This window comes from Streptomyces sp. NPDC054841 (assembly GCF_053611045.1).
Genome location: NZ_JBSGZO010000183.1, coordinates 1 through 15,899, shown reverse-complemented (window position 1 = coordinate 15,899; position 15,899 = coordinate 1). Strand labels below are relative to the sequence as shown.

Below are 15,899 nucleotides of genomic sequence, written 5' to 3'. Positions count from 1 at the left end.
CCCCCGGACCATGTCCGGGGGTTGAGGCATTTTTGCGTTCAGCCCGACCCGGGCGATATCGCGTTGCCAGGCGGCGGGGCGGTCGCCAGGATCGGGACATGGAACACGTGATGCGACCCGTACGGGCCGACGAGTGGGAGAAGTGCCGCGAGATCAGGCTCGCGGCCCTGCGGGACCCCGCCGCGCCCGTCGCCTTCCTGGAGACGTACGAGGACGCCGCGGCCCGGCCCGACTCCTTCTGGCAGGAGCGTACGGCCCGGGCCACCGGGGACGAGGTGCACCAGTTCGTCGCCGAGGCGCCGGACGGGACCTGGTCGGGGACGATCACGGTCCTGGTGGAGCGGCCGGGCGGGGACATCCGGTTCGGGGAGCCCGCGCGGGTGGACCAGACGCATGTGGTGGGGGTGTTCGTACGCCCCGAGGCGCGCGGAGCCGGCCTTGCGGACGCACTGTTCCGGGCAGGCGTGGCGTGGTCGTGGGGCCTTGGCGGGGCGCCGATCCAGCGGGTGCGGTTGTACGTCGACGAACGGAACCCGCGAGCTGCCGCGTTCTACCGGCGGTTCGGGTTCGTGCCGACCGGGGCGACGATCGCGGTGCCGGGCGGGGAGTCCGGCGCGGAGTCGGGGGAAGAGCCGGCGCGGGACCTGGAGTACGAGCTGATGAGGCCCGTCACGGGGTGAGGGTTTCTTCCGGCCAGCGGGCGCGGGCCTGCTCCTGGGAGCGGAGCAGGACCAGGGGTGACAGGCCCTGGTCCTGACCGGTTGCCAGCAGCTCCGGAAGCCCAGGAAGCGGTGCCACCGCCGCGACGTCGTCGAGGACGAGCGTCAGTGGTGGGTCGAGCCGACCGTCGGATGACCGTGCGGCCATGCGGCGGCCGTGCTCGACCACGCTTGAGGTGAGGGCGGTCAGCAGAGGCATCGCACCGGGGCGGGTGCGGGGATCCTCGATCGGTTCACCCACCACATAAAGGGTGCCCCCCTCGTCCACGAATGATTCCAAGGCGAGCGAATCCGCACGGTTGGGAGTGCAGGCCTCGCGGATGTGGATCGAGGAGAGGGAAGTGAGCGTACGGGCCGTCAGTTCCTGTGCGATCTCGCGGCGTTCGACGTGGGCGGTGAGGGCGGACTCGAGGAGTCCAGCGAGGCCGGAGGCGGCCTTGGGGTGAGTGCGGAGGATTCGTACGGGCTCGTGGGCGCCGTTCCCGAGGGCCCAGCGGTGGACCTGTTTGAACGGGCGTCCGTCCACAGCGGCGGCGTGCAGCCAGCAGCGCAGGAGCATTTCGGCGGTGTCGGCGACGGCAGCGTCGAGGCGGGAGTGCGGGCGTACGGGGGCGAAGAGTGCGGTGGCGCGGGTCGCGGCGGTGACGGGGTCTTCGCAGCCGGTGGTGGGCGACCAGTGGAGGCGGGCGGGGGTCTCGCAGAGGTGGCCCGGGTCGTAGACGAGGACCGGGCCGAGCTTGGCCCGGGCGTCCTTGGTCACCGCCCACACGGTGGGATCGGACGTGACGACGAGCGCGGGGCCCTCGGCGTCCCGGATCGCCTGGAGGGTGGAGGGCCGGCGGGCGGACGGGTCTCCGTAGAGAAGGCGGGGACGGCGGGGCGCGGGGACGGTGTGCTCCACGGGGTGGTGCGATGCGGGGACGCCGGGCACCCCGGGGGCGGTGTGTACGGCGTCGGCCGTCGGTGCCGTCGGTGCCGCCGCCTCGACGGCCGGCGCGGAGAGCACGGACGTACCCGTGCTGTGACCTGTGCTGTGACCTGTGCTGTGGCCTGTGTCCGATGCCGCGCCCGCCGCGGTGGCCGACGGTGTACTCGACTGCGTACGCGGGTCGAGGCCCGCGCCCGCCGCTGTCGTGGTCGATTCCACACCGATGGGGTGTCCCGGCCCCGGGTGGGCCTTGGCAGGCGACGTGCCCGGGGTTTCCCGTGAGGCCCGGACCGCGCGCCAGCGGGCCAGGGTGCCGAGAGCGAAGACCGTCAGGACGACCAGGATCATCAACTGGCCGATGAGGAGGCCCCAGAAGAGGCCGTAGCCGGAGAGCTGGGCCGCCGGTGTGCCGGGCCAGGCGGCGGGGAGGTCGTGCGGCTCGGAGACGAGGCTGCGCATCGCGAACGGGGTGTTCGTGAAGGTCACGCCGTCGGGCCAGGAGCCCCGGGCGAAGAGGCCCGCCAGGCCCGTGGCCGTCCAGACCAGGACGGTCAGGCCGAGGAGGAAGCCCAGGACGCCCACCAGCAGGCCGTCCGGGATGCCCCGCTCCTCGGCGCTCCGTCCCTCGTGTGCGTCGTGCGGCATGTCAGGCCACCGTCGACTCGGAGGACCGGGGGTTCAGCTGTTGCTGCTCGATGAGGGCCGCGCGCTGCTCCGCCTCCCGTTCCGCGGCTCGTACGTCGTCGGGCAGCGCGGAGGACTCCGTCATCGCCCGGTCCGTGTAGACCAGGGGCCGTTCCGCCTCCGTCACCAGGTGTTTGACGACCTGGACGTTGCCGTTGACGTCCCACACCGCGATGCCGGGAGTCAGTGTCGGGATGATCTCGACGGCCCACCGGGGCAGGCCCAGTACCCGGCCCGTCGCCCGTGCCTCGTCCGCCTTCTGGGCGTAGATGGTCCGCGTGGACGCCATCTTGAGGATCGCGGCGGCTTCCCGCGCCGCCGCCCCGTCGACCACATCGCTCAGGTGGTGGACGACCGCGACGAAGGACAGACCGAGCCGGCGGCCGAACTTCAGCAGACGCTGGAAGAGCTGCGCCACGAACGGGCTGTTGATGATGTGCCAGGCCTCCTCGACGAGGAAGATGCGCTTCTTCCGGTCCGGCCGGATCCAGGTGTGCTCCAGCCACACACCCACGATGGCCATCAGGATGGGCATGGCGATCGAGTTCCGGTCGATGTGCGAAAGGTCGAAGACGATCAGCGGCGCGTCGAGGTCGATGCCGACGGTCGTCGGACCGTCGAACATGCCTCGCAGGTCACCGTCGACCAGCCGGTCCAGGACCAGGGCGACGTCCAGACCCCAGGCCCGTACGTCGTCTATGGCGACGTTCATCGCTTCCGCCGACTCGGCTTCGGGGTGGCGGAGTTGTTCGACGATGTCGGTCAGGACGGGTTGTCTGTCGGTGACGGTCTCGTTGACGTAGGCGTGCGCGACCTTGAGGGCGAAGCCCGAGCGCTCGTCGAGCCCGTGCCCCATCGCGACCTCGATGATGGTGCGGAGCAGCGCGAGCTGGCCCGTGGTGGTGATGGAAGGGTCGAGCGGGTTGAGCCGGATGCCGCCGTCGAGCGCGGCCATCGGGTCGAGGCGGATGGGTGTTATTCCCAGCTCCTCGGCGATGAGGTTCCACTCGCCGACGCCGTCCTCGCCCTGGGCGTCGAGGACGACGACCTGCCGGTCGCGGAAGCGCAGCTGCCGCAGTACGTACGTCTTCTCCAGCGCAGACTTGCCGTTGCCGGATTCGCCGAGGACCAGCCAGTGCGGGGCCGGCAGCTGTTGCCCGTACAGCTGGAAGGGGTCGTAGATATAGCCCTTTCCGCTGTAGACCTCGCGGCCGATGACCACGCCCGAGTCGCCGAGCCCTGGCGCGGCGGTCGGCAGATAGACGGCCTGGGCCTGGCCCGTGGACGTACGCACGGGCAGGCGGGTCGTCTCGACCTTGCCGAAGAGGAAGGACGTGAAGGACTCGGTGAGGACGGACAGCGGATCTCGCATCGGATCAAGGCCCCTATCAGCGCGTATCAGCGCGTATCAGCGCGCTAGCGGCGGATGCCGGTCGCGAACGGCAGCGTGTTCACAAAGGCCCGGTGGTGCTCGCGGTCGCACCACTCCAGCTTCAGATACGACTTGCCCGCCGAGGCTCTGATCGTGCGCTTGTCCCTGGCCAGGGCCTCGGGCGTACGCGACGACACAGTGATGTACCCGACAAGATTGACGCCTGCCGCGCCACTTGCGAGATCTTCACCCCGCTGGTCGAGCCGCCCGTGCGCGGCGATGTCGCGCGGGTCGACCGTACGGTTCATCTTGGCGGCGCGGCTCGCCTCCGCCTCGTCGTTCGTCTTCTCGGTCAGCATCCGCTCGATGGCGACCTCGGTGGGCTCCAGGTCCATGCAGACCGCGACCGTACGGATCACGTCCGGGGTGTGGACGAGCAGCGGGGCGAGGAAGTTGACCCCGACGGGGGTCATCGGCCACTCCTTCACCCAGGCGGTGGCGTGGCACCAGGGGGCGCGGGTGGACGACTCGCGGGTCTTGGCCTTGAGGTACGTCGGCTCCATCGCGTCCAGTTCGGCGGGCCAAGCGTTTCGTTTCGTCATCGCCTGGATGTGGTCGATGGGGTGGTCCGGGTCGTACATGGAGTGCACGAGGGAGGCGAGGCGGCCCTGGCCGAGGGGCTGGCGTACGCGGATGTCCGCCTCGGCGAGGCGGGCGCAGATGTCGGTGAGCTCGCGGGCCATGACGACGGCGAGGCCGGCGTCCTTGTCGAGCCTCTTCGTGCCGGTCGTCTGGCCGGCCGCACGGGCCATGGCGTGTGCCTCGGCGGCCAGTTCGCGGGAGTAGTGCATGCAGGCGACGAGGTAGGCGCGGTGCTGCTCACTGGAGGTGGACACCATTGACTGGAGCTGGTCGTACGACTGCTGGAGCCAGGTGGGGGCGTGGGCGTCCCCGCGCTGGGCGACGTCCTTCGCGTGTGCGTCGGGGTCGGCGGGGAGGGTGCGTGCCAGCATCTGAAGGCGGGTCACGAAGCCGTCTCCGTTGGCGACATGCTTGAGCAGCGTGCCGAAACGGTCCACCAGGGCTTCCTGGTCCTCGCTGTCGCGCAGGCCGACGCCGGGGCCCTCGATCTCGATGGCGGCGGTGACGGTACGGCGGTCCGCGTGCAGCAGTACGGCGATCTCGTCGGGTCCGAAGGGGGCGGCGAGCCAGTTGATCCGGCCGATGCCGGGCGGTGGGCCGACCTCGACCTCGCGCCCGTCGACGCGGGTGCCGGCCTCCATGGCGGAGGAGCGGTAGACGGTGCCGCGGCGGAGGGTGCGCTTGTAGCTGCGGTTGATCTCGAACCAGCGGTAGAAGGTGCGCTGCTTGTACGGGACGTACACGGCCGCGAGGGCGAGCAGGGGGAAGCCCATGAGCAGCACGATCCGCAGGGACAGGACGGGGACCAGCAGTCCGCTCATCATGCCGAGGAACGCGCCGGCGATGATCAGGGCGATCTCGCCGGTCTCGCGGTTCTTGCCGACGATCGCGTTCGGCCGGGCGCGGCCGATGAGGTACGTACGGCGGGGCGTGATGGGTTGGGACTGCGTCGTCAACGCCCTCCACCTCCTGTGTTTCCTGTGCCTGTGCCGGCGCTGCTGCCGGAGTTCTTGCGGTGGCTGTGCGGGGTGCTGGGGCTGCTGCTACGGGGGGGAGGCGCGGTGGCGGGGACAGCTCCGCCGCCTCCGGTCGTGCCGCCTCCGCCCCCGCCTCCACGTGAGCTGTGTGCGGCGACACCGCCGGAGACGGGATTGGCGGAGTGGCCGCCGCCTCCGGACCCGCCCTGCTGGTCGCTGCGGCCGCTGTGGGTCTTGATGCCCTGTGAGACGAGGGCGGCGGGCGAACTGATGACGGCGGCGGCCTTGTTCTCTGCGCTGTTCTGGATGCGGTTGTTGCGGGATGCGGCAATCTCGTCGCCGAAGCCGGGAACGAAACGGTAGATCATGGCGGAGGCGAAGATCGCGAGCAGGATGATGGCGAGTCCGGTGACGACCGCGGAGAACGAGTCCGGCCCGTCGTCCGCGGACAGCGCCCCGGCCAGGCCGAGCACGATGACGATGACCGGCTTGACCAGGATCACCGCGATCATGATCCCGGCCCAGCGGCGTACGTGCCCCCACATGTTCTTGTCGACGAGCCCCGAGTACACGACGACACCGAGCAGCGCGCCCACGTAGAGCAGAACGGCCCGGATGAACAGCTCCAGGTAGAGGATGCCGGCGGCGAGGACCGTCACGAGCGACACGACGATCAGCATGATCGGCCCGCCGCCGATGTCGTCGCCCTTCTTGAGCGCCTCTCTGAAGCTGCCGAAGAAGACGTCTGTCTGGCCGCCGGTGCTCTGCGCGATCACATCGGTGATCGCGTCGGTCGCGGAGACGAGGGTGTAGAGGATCAGCGGCGTGAAGGCGGACGCCAGGACGGTGAGCCAGAGGAACCCGATCGCCTCGGACATGGCGGTGGCGAGCGGGACGCCGCGGATGGCGCGCTTGGCGACGGCGAGGAGCCAGAGGAGGAGGGTGAGAAAGGTGGCGGCGGCGAAGACGACGGCGTACTGGCCGAGGAAGGTGGTGTTCGTGAAGTCCACCTCGGCGGTGGACTTGACGGCCTTGGAGAGGGTGTCGACGACCCAGGCGGCGGCGTCGGCGCAGCCGCGGGCGAGGGAGGAGAGGGGGTCGAGGGTGGTGGTGGGGTCGTCGAGGGAGGGGGCGCGGCGGGCGGCGCCGTCGCCGTTTTCGCAGTAGTCGCGTGCGGGGCCGACGATGAGGTCGCAGTTGTCCTTATTGGACGGGGACGGCGTCGGAGTAGGCGCTGCGTGGGCGCGCGTCGCCAGCAACACGGCCGCTGCCTGAGCGCCCGCCAGCGCAGCTGTGAAGGGAAGCGCGCGACGCGGGCTACCGGGCATAGGTGAACCCTCCGTACTCCTCGACAGCCTTGGCGATCTCGTCGGCATTGGAGGCTGTGCGGTCCGCGTTCATCGGGGCGGGGCCTTCCTTCTGGGAGAAGCTCTCGACCTTCCAGTCCTCGCCAGCCCACCGCAGTTTCAGCGTCATCGTGAACCAGTCGTTGGTCACCGGGTTGGTGGATCCGACGCCTGCAGTCCCGAACACACCTGTGCACCAGACCTCCACAGTCGCGGAGCTGTCTGCAAACTGCGTGATCTTGGTGCCCACGGGAGCGGTACGGGAGACGTAGGTCAGCCCCTCGGCTGCATTCCCGTTGACGTCGAGCCCGACCTTGTCCAGGAACTTCTTGCTGTAGGCCTTGTCAAAGCTGGCCTCGAGCTCGCTTACCTTGTCGGCGACAAACAGTTGGCGCACGATCTCGCCGCGTCGGGCGGGCTTGAGGATGTCGGCGGAAACGAGCGCAACCGCAAAGTTCGCCGCCGCACTCTGCGCCCCCTGCTCATCCCGCGCATACCCCGCCGGAATCTCCCCGTCCTTCCCCGTCACCGGCCGCACCCCCGTCGCCGCCGTCGGGGCCGTGCGCTTCGCCTGCTCGGTGGTTTTCGGGGAGTCCGCTCCGTCGCCGCGGTTCGCGAAGGCGATGGCCGCGATGAGGAGGACCACCACGCCCACCACCGTGACGAGGGAGCGTGAGTTGTTGCGGGCCGGGCGGCGGGCGCCGCCGTAGATGTCGCCGGCGCCGGCGTCGGGGAGGCGGGTGCGGGTCTGGCCCGTACCGCCGACGCCGCTGCCGAAGCCGTCGGTCTCGTCGTCGTGGCTCATGCCGTGTACGCCCCCTCAGCCGTGTGCGATGTCGCATCTGAGTACGACGGTAGCCGTGCTGGTTTCCGCGCGGGTGGGGTGTGATGACTCGACATCAGGGAGACGCAACCTCTGCCTAGGGCGCGACGGACGGATGGTGTCGGAGGCGGGTGGAGAGACGGATGGAAACGGGCGCGGTGGGGTGACGGCCGGTCAGACAGCCATCCCGTACACGATGGTGAACAGGGTCCCCAGCGACCCGATGATGAAGACGCCGGTCAGCCCGGCGACGATCAGGCCCTTGCCCTGTTCCGCGCTGAAGGTGTCCCGGAGGGCCGTCGCGCCGATGCGCTGTTTCGCCGCTCCCCAGATCGCGATGCCCAGGCAGAGCAGGATGGCAACGGCCATCACGACCTCGATCATCACGCGGGCCTCGTTCCCGAGGCTCCCGAAAGGCCCCCAGTTCGGGGCGATTCCGCCGATGATGGTGGTGATGTCGCCCTTTTCGGCCGCCAGGTACATATAACTCACCGCCCCTGTTGGGTAGTTGTCTGCCCCTGCCCCACGGCACAGGCCATCGCTCTATCTTCGCTGATGAAACCGTCCGAGTGCGCCGACTTGGCGGCTCTCTTTACCCGATCCCCGCACGTATGACCGATCCAGCCGCGCTGACCTGGGGCGGCGCGGCCGGGTTCTTGCGTGAGGATACGTATCGTCACTCTGTGTATCACGGAGCGTGACTCCGGGCAATGACTGTCGTTGTGGCACCCAGGGGCTGAAACAGGAGCCGCAAGGGGAGCGGGAGCGGGAGCTGTGACGCGAGCTCACATGCGCGCAGGGCGGCGCCGGAGTCCGGCGCCGCCCTGCATGAGGGTTCGTCACATGGTCAGCGGTTGGTGACCATGTAGCCGAGCAGGGCCACGGCCACAGCGATGAGCGCAATGACCGTCACCGCGGCGAGCGTTCCCCCGGCATCGCCGCCGCGACGTGACGCCGCCCTGTCCCCCACGTTCTGCACGTTCTCCACTTGATGCTCCTGAGCTGCTCGCCCCACCGTGGTCATCGGTGGGGTTGACCTCAGCCTTCCTGGCTGCGTGACACAGAGTAGCGGCAGCTGGTCCATACCACTTACGCGGGGCTGTCGGCTCGTCAGTTGGCTCGTCAGCCGGCCGTCGGTCGGCCGTCGGTCGGCCCGTCGACGACCGGGCTGCGGCTGATGTCGGCGGCGGTCGCGGTCATGGCGCTCGGCGCGGTCCGAGCTCTCCGGCGAGTTGGCGGGGTGTCCCCTGAACGTGACCGATCCCGATGGCGTTGAAGCTGACGTCGATACGTCCCGCGGGACGGCCGCCCGTGGTCCGGGGCAGGGTTCAGCGAGGCGCGATGAAAAGGCTCTGCGCGCTGCGCCCGATCGGGCCCTTCTCGTCGTGGAGCTGTGCGTCCGCCAGGCCGATACCTGCCGCGTCCACGCTCGTACGGGCCTCGACGCACACCCATTCGCCGACCGGGTGGCGGTGCAGATGGACCGTCAGGTCCGCGTTGATGAAGACGTGGCGCCTGAAGTCGAGGACGTTGCTGATGCCGTTGCCGGAGTCGGCGGCGACCAGGACGCGGTCCAGGGGCCGTGTCTCCTCGCCGGCGACGAGCGGCATCCTCATCCGCATCCAGCACGTTCCGGGCCCCTGCTCCTGGAAGGTCCCTTCGGTGAACCGGGTGTCCATGGAGGTGTGGTAGCCCACTTCCCACGGCACCGCGAAGAAGGGGGTCTCGGCGGTCTCTCCCGGCGAGGGCACCTGCGGCCCGGCCGCGACGGCCGGTCCGGGCTCCTCGAGCGTACGGATACGAAGTGCCCTGGCGAGCATCACCGGCGCCTCGCCCTCGGGCGCGAGGGCGGCCTCGACGAGCTCCACGCTCCGCCCGGTCCGCAGCACGGTCGTGGTCACCTCGAGCGGCCGTATCGGCACCGGGCGGACGATCTCGTACGTGACCCGCGCGATCCGCATGTCGTCCCGCGCCCCCGGCCGTTCCTCCAGCGCCCGTCCCAGCAGCGCGGCGGGCGGCCCGGCATGCTGGGAGCCCGCGTCCCAGGGGCCGCGGGTGTGCTCGGTCGACACGAAGCGGTTCTCGGAGATCCGCTCGAAGAACGCCTCGGGTTCTGCCACGACGGGCCGCCTCTCCGCTTCCGATAGGTGTACGGCACACGCTACCCATGGGTAATCGAGCCGGGCCAGGGGCTGGGCCGAGGGAATTCCGAGTTTCTGTGCCGTGACGTACCGTGATCGGCCGGCGATCTGCCCGGACGACGGGCTCGCCGATCCCCGGGGTGCCGCACCGGCCGTCGAGGTCATCCCCCGGTCCGGGAAGAGCCCCCGGTCCGGGAAGAGCTCCCGGTCCGGGAAGAGCTCCCGGTCCGGGAAGAGCTCCCGGTCCGGGAAGAGCCTCGCCGTCCCTCGTCGGCCTTTGCCGTCCCTTGCCGTGCCTCGTCGGCCCTGCCGTCCCTCACTGTCTACGGGTTCTCGGGCAAGGCGAGTTGACGGGCGGGGGAGCCCAGGCTCCTGCGAACAATCCGCTACCGCCCCCTTCGACCGCCTCCTGATCCCCGGCCCTCCCACCTACACTTACGGACGGTGGACTGCCGTACGGCGGAGGGTGGTTGACGGTGCGTAAGGCGTGGCTGGTCGCGGGTGCCTCGATCGGGCTGTGTCTGAGCTTCGTCGGTCTGCTCGTCGTCGGGACGTACTCCGCCGCCGCGGGGCTCGGCGGCGGGGCCGGCAAGGGGGCCGTCGCGCTGGCCAAGGGGGCCGTGCCGGCGTTGTACCAGCCGCTGGTGCAGAAGTGGGGCAATCTCTGCCCGGCCATCAACCCCGCGCTGCTCGCCGCGCAGCTGTACCAGGAGAGCGGCTGGAATCCGCGGGCGCAGAGCCCGGCCGAGGCACAGGGGATCGCGCAGTTCATCCCGGGGACTTGGGCCACGCACGGGGTCGACGGGGACGGTGACGGGGACCGTGATGTGTGGGACCCCGCCGATGCGATTCCGTCGGCCGCTTCGTACGACTGCGAGCTGGCCGGGTATGTGAAGAAGGCGCCCGGCGACGTGACGGACAACATGCTCGCGGCGTACAACGCGGGGGCGTACGCGGTCATCAAGTACGGCGGTGTGCCGCCGTACAAGGAGACGCGGAACTACGTGAAGGTGATCCGGACGCTGGAGAAGAGCTTCGCCCGGCCGGTCGGGCGGGTGGCGCCGTCGCGGCAGGCGGCCGGGGCGATCTACTTCGCGCAGCAGAGGCTCGGTACGGAGTATCTGTGGGGCGGGAACGGGACGCCGGAGCAGGGCGGGCGGTTCGACTGTTCGGGGCTGACGCAGGCCGCGTACCGGACCGTCGGGATCGAGCTTCCGCGGGTGGCGAACGACCAGTACAACGCCGGGCCGCATCCCTCGCGCGACGAGCTGCTGCCGGGCGATCTGGTCTTCTTCTCGGACGACCTGACCAATTCGCGGGCAATCCGGCACGTGGGGCTGTACGTCGGTGGCGGATACATGATCAACGCGCCGTACACCGGGGCGGTCATCCGCTTCGACAAGATCGACACTCCCGACTACTTCGGGGCGACACGGGTCACCAAGGACGGCGCCGCGGCACTGCCGACGCCTCCGCCCTCAGCCTGACGCGGGGTTGACGAAGTGTCGGCCTTGGCCGGAACTCTCCGTTAAGCCACGGCCCTGAGCTGCGACGATGTGTCACTCTTCGATAACGTCATGGTGATCGTTCCGTGGAGAGTGGAACGGACGCGTGGAGCGGGTCGTTCCCTGGACCGGAGCAGTACGTACACACGGCACCGACCACGGGGGTTCGGGAGCGGCACGCACACGGGAGTGTGTGCCGCGGCGCACAGAACGACGCAGGCGACACGAGGCAAGGGGCCGCACCGGATGGCTGGACTCGCACTGGACGGGGCGAATCCCGATGTCAGCCTGCTCTACGACATCAACGGGCTGGCCCGGTCGGCACCGACGTGGTTCGACCGTGTCATGGAGTTCGTCGGCGAGTACGGAATCCTGCTCGCGCTCGTCCTCGTCGTGCTCTGGTGCTGGTGGAGTGTGCGCCGGCGCGGCACGGTGGAGGACTCGGTCGGGGCGGTCGCCGCGCTGGTCTGGGCGCCGCTGGCTGCCGGTCTCGCACTGCTCGTCAACATTCCGATCCGCGGGTTCGTGGAGCGGCCGCGGCCGTTCGTGGATCACCAGACGCTCGAGGTCCTGGTCGCCGGGAAGACAGACTTCTCCTTCGTCAGCGACCACGCGACGATGGCGATGGCCATCGGGGTCGGCCTCTTCGTCGCCCACCGCGGTTTCGGGCTCGCCGCGATCGGGCTCGCGCTGGCGGAGGGTTTCTGCCGGGTCTACATGGGCGTGCACTACCCGACCGACGTCCTCGGCGGTTTCGCGCTCGGTACGGCCGTGGCGCTGCTGCTCGCGCCGCTCGCGCTGGCGCTGCTCACCCCGCTGATGTCGGCGGTCGCCCGCTCCGGGCGGGCGGGCCGGCTCGTGCGGTCGCGCCGGGCTGTGGCGCGGGAGCGGCAGCACGAGACGCTGGACATTCCGGAGCCGCGGCCGGGCATGGCGCCCGGACAGAACGACCTCGCGGCCTAGTACCCCTCCCGGAGGCTCGGACTGTCCGTAAGCCTCAGCCCGCTCCTCGCCCCTCAGCCCGCTCCTCGCCCCTCAGCCTGCTGCTCGCCCCTCAGCCTCAGTCCTCGCCGTGCGTCGCCGACTCGTGGTGCTCGGGGCACTCATGGGATTCGGCGTCCGCGCGTGCGCGGTCCCGGGAACGGCGTGCCGGGCCCGCCCAACCGCAGGTGCAGTGCGCCAGGGCGAAGGACCCGCGTTCGATGGTCGTCGTGTGGTGAGCGGAGAAGCGCACCCTTCAACGGTACCGGTCGTTATGCGATGCAGCGGCGAGACGTGTTGGGGGTTCGCGGGCGATGGTGGTGCAACAGCACAGGCTCAGGCGCGGCGTGTGTGCCGTCGCCGCCGTGGCGGGCGTGGCCGCGACCGCGGGGTGTTCCGGGGGCGGGGACGCAGTGGCCGACGCGCGGCCCGCCGCGAATCCCGTCGCCACCGTACGGAAGGCCGCGGATGTGCTGGCCGGAGCCGGTACGTCGAAGGCGCGCACCGCGATGGAGATGGCCGCGGGCGGCACCCGCGTCACCATCCGCGGTGAGGGCGGATACGACTTCCGCCGGGCCATGGGCCGACTGCGCGTCGTCCTGCCGAAGGACCCCGCGGGCAGCAGCGGGCACCGGCCGATCACCGAACTGCTGGCCCCCGGCGCGCTGTACATGAAGGACCGCGGAGCCGGCGTACCCCCCGACAAGTGGGTCAGGGTCGATACGACGACCCTGGAGGACGGAAATCTGGTCACCGGTGGCGCGACCGATCCCGCGGCCGCGGCCGAGCTGCTCCGCGGGGTGCGGAGCGCGACGTTCGTCGGCCATGAGGAGCTCGCCGGGGTACGGGTCGCCCACTACCGCGGCACCACCGATATCGCGCATGCCGCGAGGGCCGCGTCACCGCTGGCCCGCGGAGCGCTCGTCGCCGCGGCGAAGGGGTTCGCCGAGGACACCGTTCCGTTCGATGCGTATCTCGACGACGAGGGCCGGCTGCGCAAGGTGCGCCATCAGTTCAGCTTCGAGAACCGGGGCCGTACGGTCGCGGTCGCGTCCACGACGCTGCTGTACGAGTTCGGCGCCCCCGTCGTCGTACGGCTCCCGGCCCGCGGCGCCATCTACGCCGGCAAGATCCGCGTGTAGGGCTCGAGACCGTTGGCTCAGGGCTCAGGGCTCAGGGCTCAGGGCCATGGGCTAAGGGCCTACGTATAGGCAACGCACTGTCGGTAAATGGTCCGGACGTGCCATGCGCGGTGTGTGTCCCGCTCCCTACGCTAGGAAGCCGACACCGGCCGGAAGAGGTGAAAGCACGTGGCACCGCCCAGTACAGCGACAGTCCAGGACCACGTGGCCCTCGCCGAGATCGAGCTGTGCGGTGAGTTGATGATCGCGGCGTCTGCCGCGGACGGAGAGCGGCTCAGCCCGGACCGTATCGACGAGGTGCTCAACGTGAATGCTGTGACCACACTCGACATCCATTGACGCTTACGGGCGTCGCATCGGCGCTCACGTGCGCAGCATGCGCGCGATCGCCTTCGTCGCCTCCTCGACCTTGGCGTCGATCTCGTCACCACCTTTGACCGCGGCGTCGGCGACGCAGTGGCGCAAATGCTCCTCCAGCAGCTGCAGTGCGAAGGACTGCAGCGCCTTGGTGGAGGCGGAGACCTGCGTGAGTATGTCGATGCAGTACGTGTCCTCGTCGACCATGCGCTGCAGACCGCGGATCTGGCCCTCGATCCGGCGCAGCCGCTTGAGGTGCTCGTCCTTCTGCTTGTGGTAGCCGTGCACCCCCTGGTCGTGGCCGGGGTTGTCGTCCGTGACCGGAAGGCCGGCCGTGTCCGTGGTCGTCATCGCGTCCTCCCGTTGTACACCTGTACCCGATATACCCCTCGTGGGTATATGGTACCGATCCTTGACGGTTCGGGCAGGGCCCCGTGTTGATCGCTCTGTTCGATGGGCGACACTGAATGGACGCCGGTTAGCCGTGGCTGGATGATGCGCCTAGCATCAGCCTGACCCAAACCCAGCACCCCGAGGACCCCACGTGCGATTTCGTCTGACCCCCAGGGAGACGAGCTTCTACGACATGTTTGCCGCGTCCGCGGACAACATCGTCACGGGCTCGAAACTCCTGATGGAACTGCTCGGGGCGGACGGTCCTGCCCGGGCCGAGATCGCCGAACGGATGCGGGCAGCGGAGCACGCCGGGGACGACGCTACCCACGCGATCTTCCACCAGTTGAACTCCTCGTTCATCACGCCCTTCGACCGCGAGGACATCTACTCCCTCGCGTCGTCCCTCGACGACATCATGGACTTCATGGAGGAGGCCGTCGACCTGGTCGTCCTCTACAACATCGAGGAACTGCCCAAGGGCGTCGAGCAGCAGATCGAGGTGCTGGCGCGGGCGGCGGAGCTGACCGCGGAGGCCATGCCGCATCTGCGGACGATGGACAACCTCACCGAGTACTGGATCGAGGTCAACCGGCTGGAGAACCAGGCGGACCAGATCCACCGCAAGCTCCTCGCGCACCTCTTCAACGGCAAGTACGACGCCATCGAGGTGCTCAAGCTCAAGCAGATCGTGGATGTGCTGGAGGAAGCCGCCGACGCGTTCGAGCACGTGGCCAATACCGTGGAGACCATCGCGGTCAAGGAGTCCTGAGGCTTCGTGGACACCTTTGCGCTGGTCGTGACCATCGGGGTCGCGCTCTTCTTCACGTACACCAACGGCTTCCACGACTCCGCCAACGCGATCGCCACCTCGGTGTCCACCCGGGCGCTGACCCCGCGGGCCGCCCTGGCGATGGCCGCGGTGATGAACCTCGCCGGTGCCTTCATGGGCAGCGGGGTCGCCAAGACCGTGAGTGAGGGCCTGATCGAGACGCCCAAGGGCGATCGCGGCATGGGCATTCTCTTCGCGGCGCTCGTCGGCGCGATCATCTGGAACCTGGTCACCTGGTACTTCGGTCTGCCGTCGTCGTCCTCGCATGCGCTGTTCGGTGGCATGGTGGGCGCGGCGCTGGCGGGCGGGACCGAGGTCATCTGGGGCGGGGTGCTCGACAAGGTCGTCATCCCGATGTTCGTTTCGCCGATCGTCGGCCTGGGTGTCGGCTATCTGGTGATGTGCGGGATCATGTGGATGTTCCGGAAGTCCAATCCGGCCAAGGCGAAGCGCGGCTTCCGTATAGCGCAGACCGTGTCGGCGGCGGGAATGGCGCTCGGCCATGGTCTTCAGGACGCGCAGAAGACCATGGGCATCGTGGTGATGGCCCTGGTCATCGCCGATGTCGAGGACTACGGCGACCCGATCCCGGTGTGGGTGAAGATCGTCTGTGCGGTGATGCTGTCGCTCGGAACGTACGCGGGTGGCTGGCGCATCATGCGGACGCTGGGCCGGAAGATCATCGAGCTGGACCCGCCGCAGGGTTTCGCGGCGGAGACGACGGGGGCGTCCATCATGTTCGGCTCGGCGTTCCTGTTCCACGCGCCGATCTCGACGACGCATGTGATCACGTCGGCGATCATGGGTGTCGGGGCGACGAAGCGGGTGAACGCCGTGCGGTGGGGTGTCGCCAAGAACATCGTCATGGGCTGGTTCATCACGATGCCGGCGGCGGCGTTGGTGGCGGCGTTCAGCTTCTGGATCGTGAATCTGGCGTTCGGCTGAGGCTGGTCCGGGCCCGGCTGGGGGTTCGGGGGTCGTCCCCCGGGGGATGCGGTATCGCGATGCCGGCGGCGGCGTTGGTGGCGGCGTTCAGCTTCTGGATCGTGAATCTGGC

17 protein-coding genes are annotated in these 15,899 nt (G+C 69.5%); 7 read left to right on the top strand and 10 right to left on the bottom strand.

The window, feature by feature from the left end; translation table 11 throughout:
* Positions 1–98: 98 nt before the first annotated feature.
* Positions 99–680: a GNAT family N-acetyltransferase gene (locus ACWGI8_RS23445; protein ID WP_453663628.1), complete on the top strand. Its 582-nt coding sequence runs from the start codon at positions 99–101 to the stop codon at positions 678–680.
* Here ACWGI8_RS23445 and ACWGI8_RS23440 read toward each other — a convergent pair.
* From ACWGI8_RS23440 to ACWGI8_RS23405, 8 genes are all read right to left on the bottom strand, one after another.
* A complete protein-coding gene (locus ACWGI8_RS23440) occupies positions 670–2,292 on the bottom strand; it encodes a type IV secretory system conjugative DNA transfer family protein (protein ID WP_453663626.1) in 1,623 nt (540 codons plus the stop codon). The two genes, ACWGI8_RS23445 and ACWGI8_RS23440, sit on opposite strands and share 11 nt — an antisense overlap.
* Position 2,293: 1 nt before the next feature.
* Positions 2,294–3,703 carry an ATP-binding protein gene (locus tag ACWGI8_RS23435; protein ID WP_453663625.1) on the bottom strand — a complete coding sequence of 470 codons (1,410 nt, stop codon included), beginning with the start codon at positions 3,701–3,703 and terminating at the stop codon, positions 2,294–2,296.
* 44 nt (positions 3,704–3,747) lie between these two features.
* Positions 3,748–5,301: an SCO6880 family protein gene (locus ACWGI8_RS23430; RefSeq protein WP_453663623.1), complete on the bottom strand. Its 1,554-nt coding sequence runs from the start codon at positions 5,299–5,301 to the stop codon at positions 3,748–3,750.
* Positions 5,298–6,650 carry a hypothetical protein gene (locus tag ACWGI8_RS23425; RefSeq protein ID WP_453663622.1) on the bottom strand — a complete coding sequence of 451 codons (1,353 nt, stop codon included), beginning with the start codon at positions 6,648–6,650 and terminating at the stop codon, positions 5,298–5,300. The genes ACWGI8_RS23430 and ACWGI8_RS23425 overlap by 4 nt, the downstream gene beginning before the upstream one ends.
* Positions 6,640–7,473, bottom strand: a complete 834-nt coding sequence (locus tag ACWGI8_RS23420) for a hypothetical protein (RefSeq protein WP_453663621.1) — start codon at positions 7,471–7,473, stop codon at positions 6,640–6,642. Before ACWGI8_RS23420 ends, ACWGI8_RS23425 begins: the two co-directional genes overlap by 11 nt.
* A gap of 192 nt (positions 7,474–7,665) precedes the next feature.
* Positions 7,666–7,974 (bottom strand): hypothetical protein, encoded by a 309-nt coding sequence (locus tag ACWGI8_RS23415; RefSeq protein ID WP_017945892.1) that lies wholly within the window; start codon positions 7,972–7,974, stop codon positions 7,666–7,668.
* A gap of 364 nt (positions 7,975–8,338) precedes the next feature.
* Complete coding sequence (locus tag ACWGI8_RS23410) at positions 8,339–8,479, bottom strand: hypothetical protein (protein ID WP_453663620.1); 141 nt, start codon at positions 8,477–8,479, stop codon at positions 8,339–8,341.
* Positions 8,480–8,819: 340 nt separating this feature from the next.
* A complete protein-coding gene (locus tag ACWGI8_RS23405; RefSeq protein WP_453663619.1) occupies positions 8,820–9,611 on the bottom strand; it encodes a thioesterase family protein in 792 nt (263 codons plus the stop codon).
* Positions 9,612–10,108: 497 nt separating this feature from the next.
* Between ACWGI8_RS23405 and ACWGI8_RS23400 the strand changes: the two genes are divergently transcribed.
* Together ACWGI8_RS23400 and ACWGI8_RS23395 are read left to right on the top strand one after the other, a co-directional pair.
* Entirely contained in the window at positions 10,109–11,119 is a 1,011-nt protein-coding gene (locus ACWGI8_RS23400) for a C40 family peptidase (RefSeq protein ID WP_453663630.1), read from the top strand.
* A 264-nt stretch (positions 11,120–11,383) separates the two neighbouring features.
* Positions 11,384–12,100, top strand: a complete 717-nt coding sequence (locus ACWGI8_RS23395) for a phosphatase PAP2 family protein (protein ID WP_453663618.1) — start codon at positions 11,384–11,386, stop codon at positions 12,098–12,100.
* Positions 12,101–12,197: 97 nt separating this feature from the next.
* Here ACWGI8_RS23395 and ACWGI8_RS23390 read toward each other — a convergent pair whose 3' ends face one another.
* Positions 12,198–12,371, bottom strand: a complete 174-nt coding sequence (locus ACWGI8_RS23390) for a hypothetical protein (RefSeq protein ID WP_453663617.1) — start codon at positions 12,369–12,371, stop codon at positions 12,198–12,200.
* Positions 12,372–12,432: 61 nt separating this feature from the next.
* Here ACWGI8_RS23390 and ACWGI8_RS23385 point away from each other — a divergent pair, with 61 nt between their 5' ends.
* Positions 12,433–13,260 carry a hypothetical protein gene (locus ACWGI8_RS23385; protein WP_453663616.1) on the top strand — a complete coding sequence of 276 codons (828 nt, stop codon included), beginning with the start codon at positions 12,433–12,435 and terminating at the stop codon, positions 13,258–13,260.
* 168 nt (positions 13,261–13,428) lie between these two features.
* Positions 13,429–13,599 (top strand): hypothetical protein, encoded by a 171-nt coding sequence (locus tag ACWGI8_RS23380; RefSeq protein ID WP_453663615.1) that lies wholly within the window; start codon positions 13,429–13,431, stop codon positions 13,597–13,599.
* A gap of 24 nt (positions 13,600–13,623) precedes the next feature.
* Here the strand turns inward: ACWGI8_RS23380 and ACWGI8_RS23375 are convergent, their stop codons facing one another.
* Complete coding sequence (locus ACWGI8_RS23375) at positions 13,624–13,968, bottom strand: metal-sensitive transcriptional regulator (protein ID WP_453663613.1); 345 nt, start codon at positions 13,966–13,968, stop codon at positions 13,624–13,626.
* A gap of 193 nt (positions 13,969–14,161) precedes the next feature.
* Here ACWGI8_RS23375 and ACWGI8_RS23370 point away from each other — a divergent pair, with 193 nt between their 5' ends.
* Both ACWGI8_RS23370 and ACWGI8_RS23365 read left to right on the top strand, forming a co-directional pair.
* Positions 14,162–14,782 carry a DUF47 domain-containing protein gene (locus tag ACWGI8_RS23370; RefSeq protein ID WP_027731940.1) on the top strand — a complete coding sequence of 207 codons (621 nt, stop codon included), beginning with the start codon at positions 14,162–14,164 and terminating at the stop codon, positions 14,780–14,782.
* A 6-nt stretch (positions 14,783–14,788) separates the two neighbouring features.
* Positions 14,789–15,787 carry an anion permease gene (locus tag ACWGI8_RS23365; protein WP_453663611.1) on the top strand — a complete coding sequence of 333 codons (999 nt, stop codon included), beginning with the start codon at positions 14,789–14,791 and terminating at the stop codon, positions 15,785–15,787.
* The last annotated feature ends 112 nt before the right edge of the window (positions 15,788–15,899 follow it).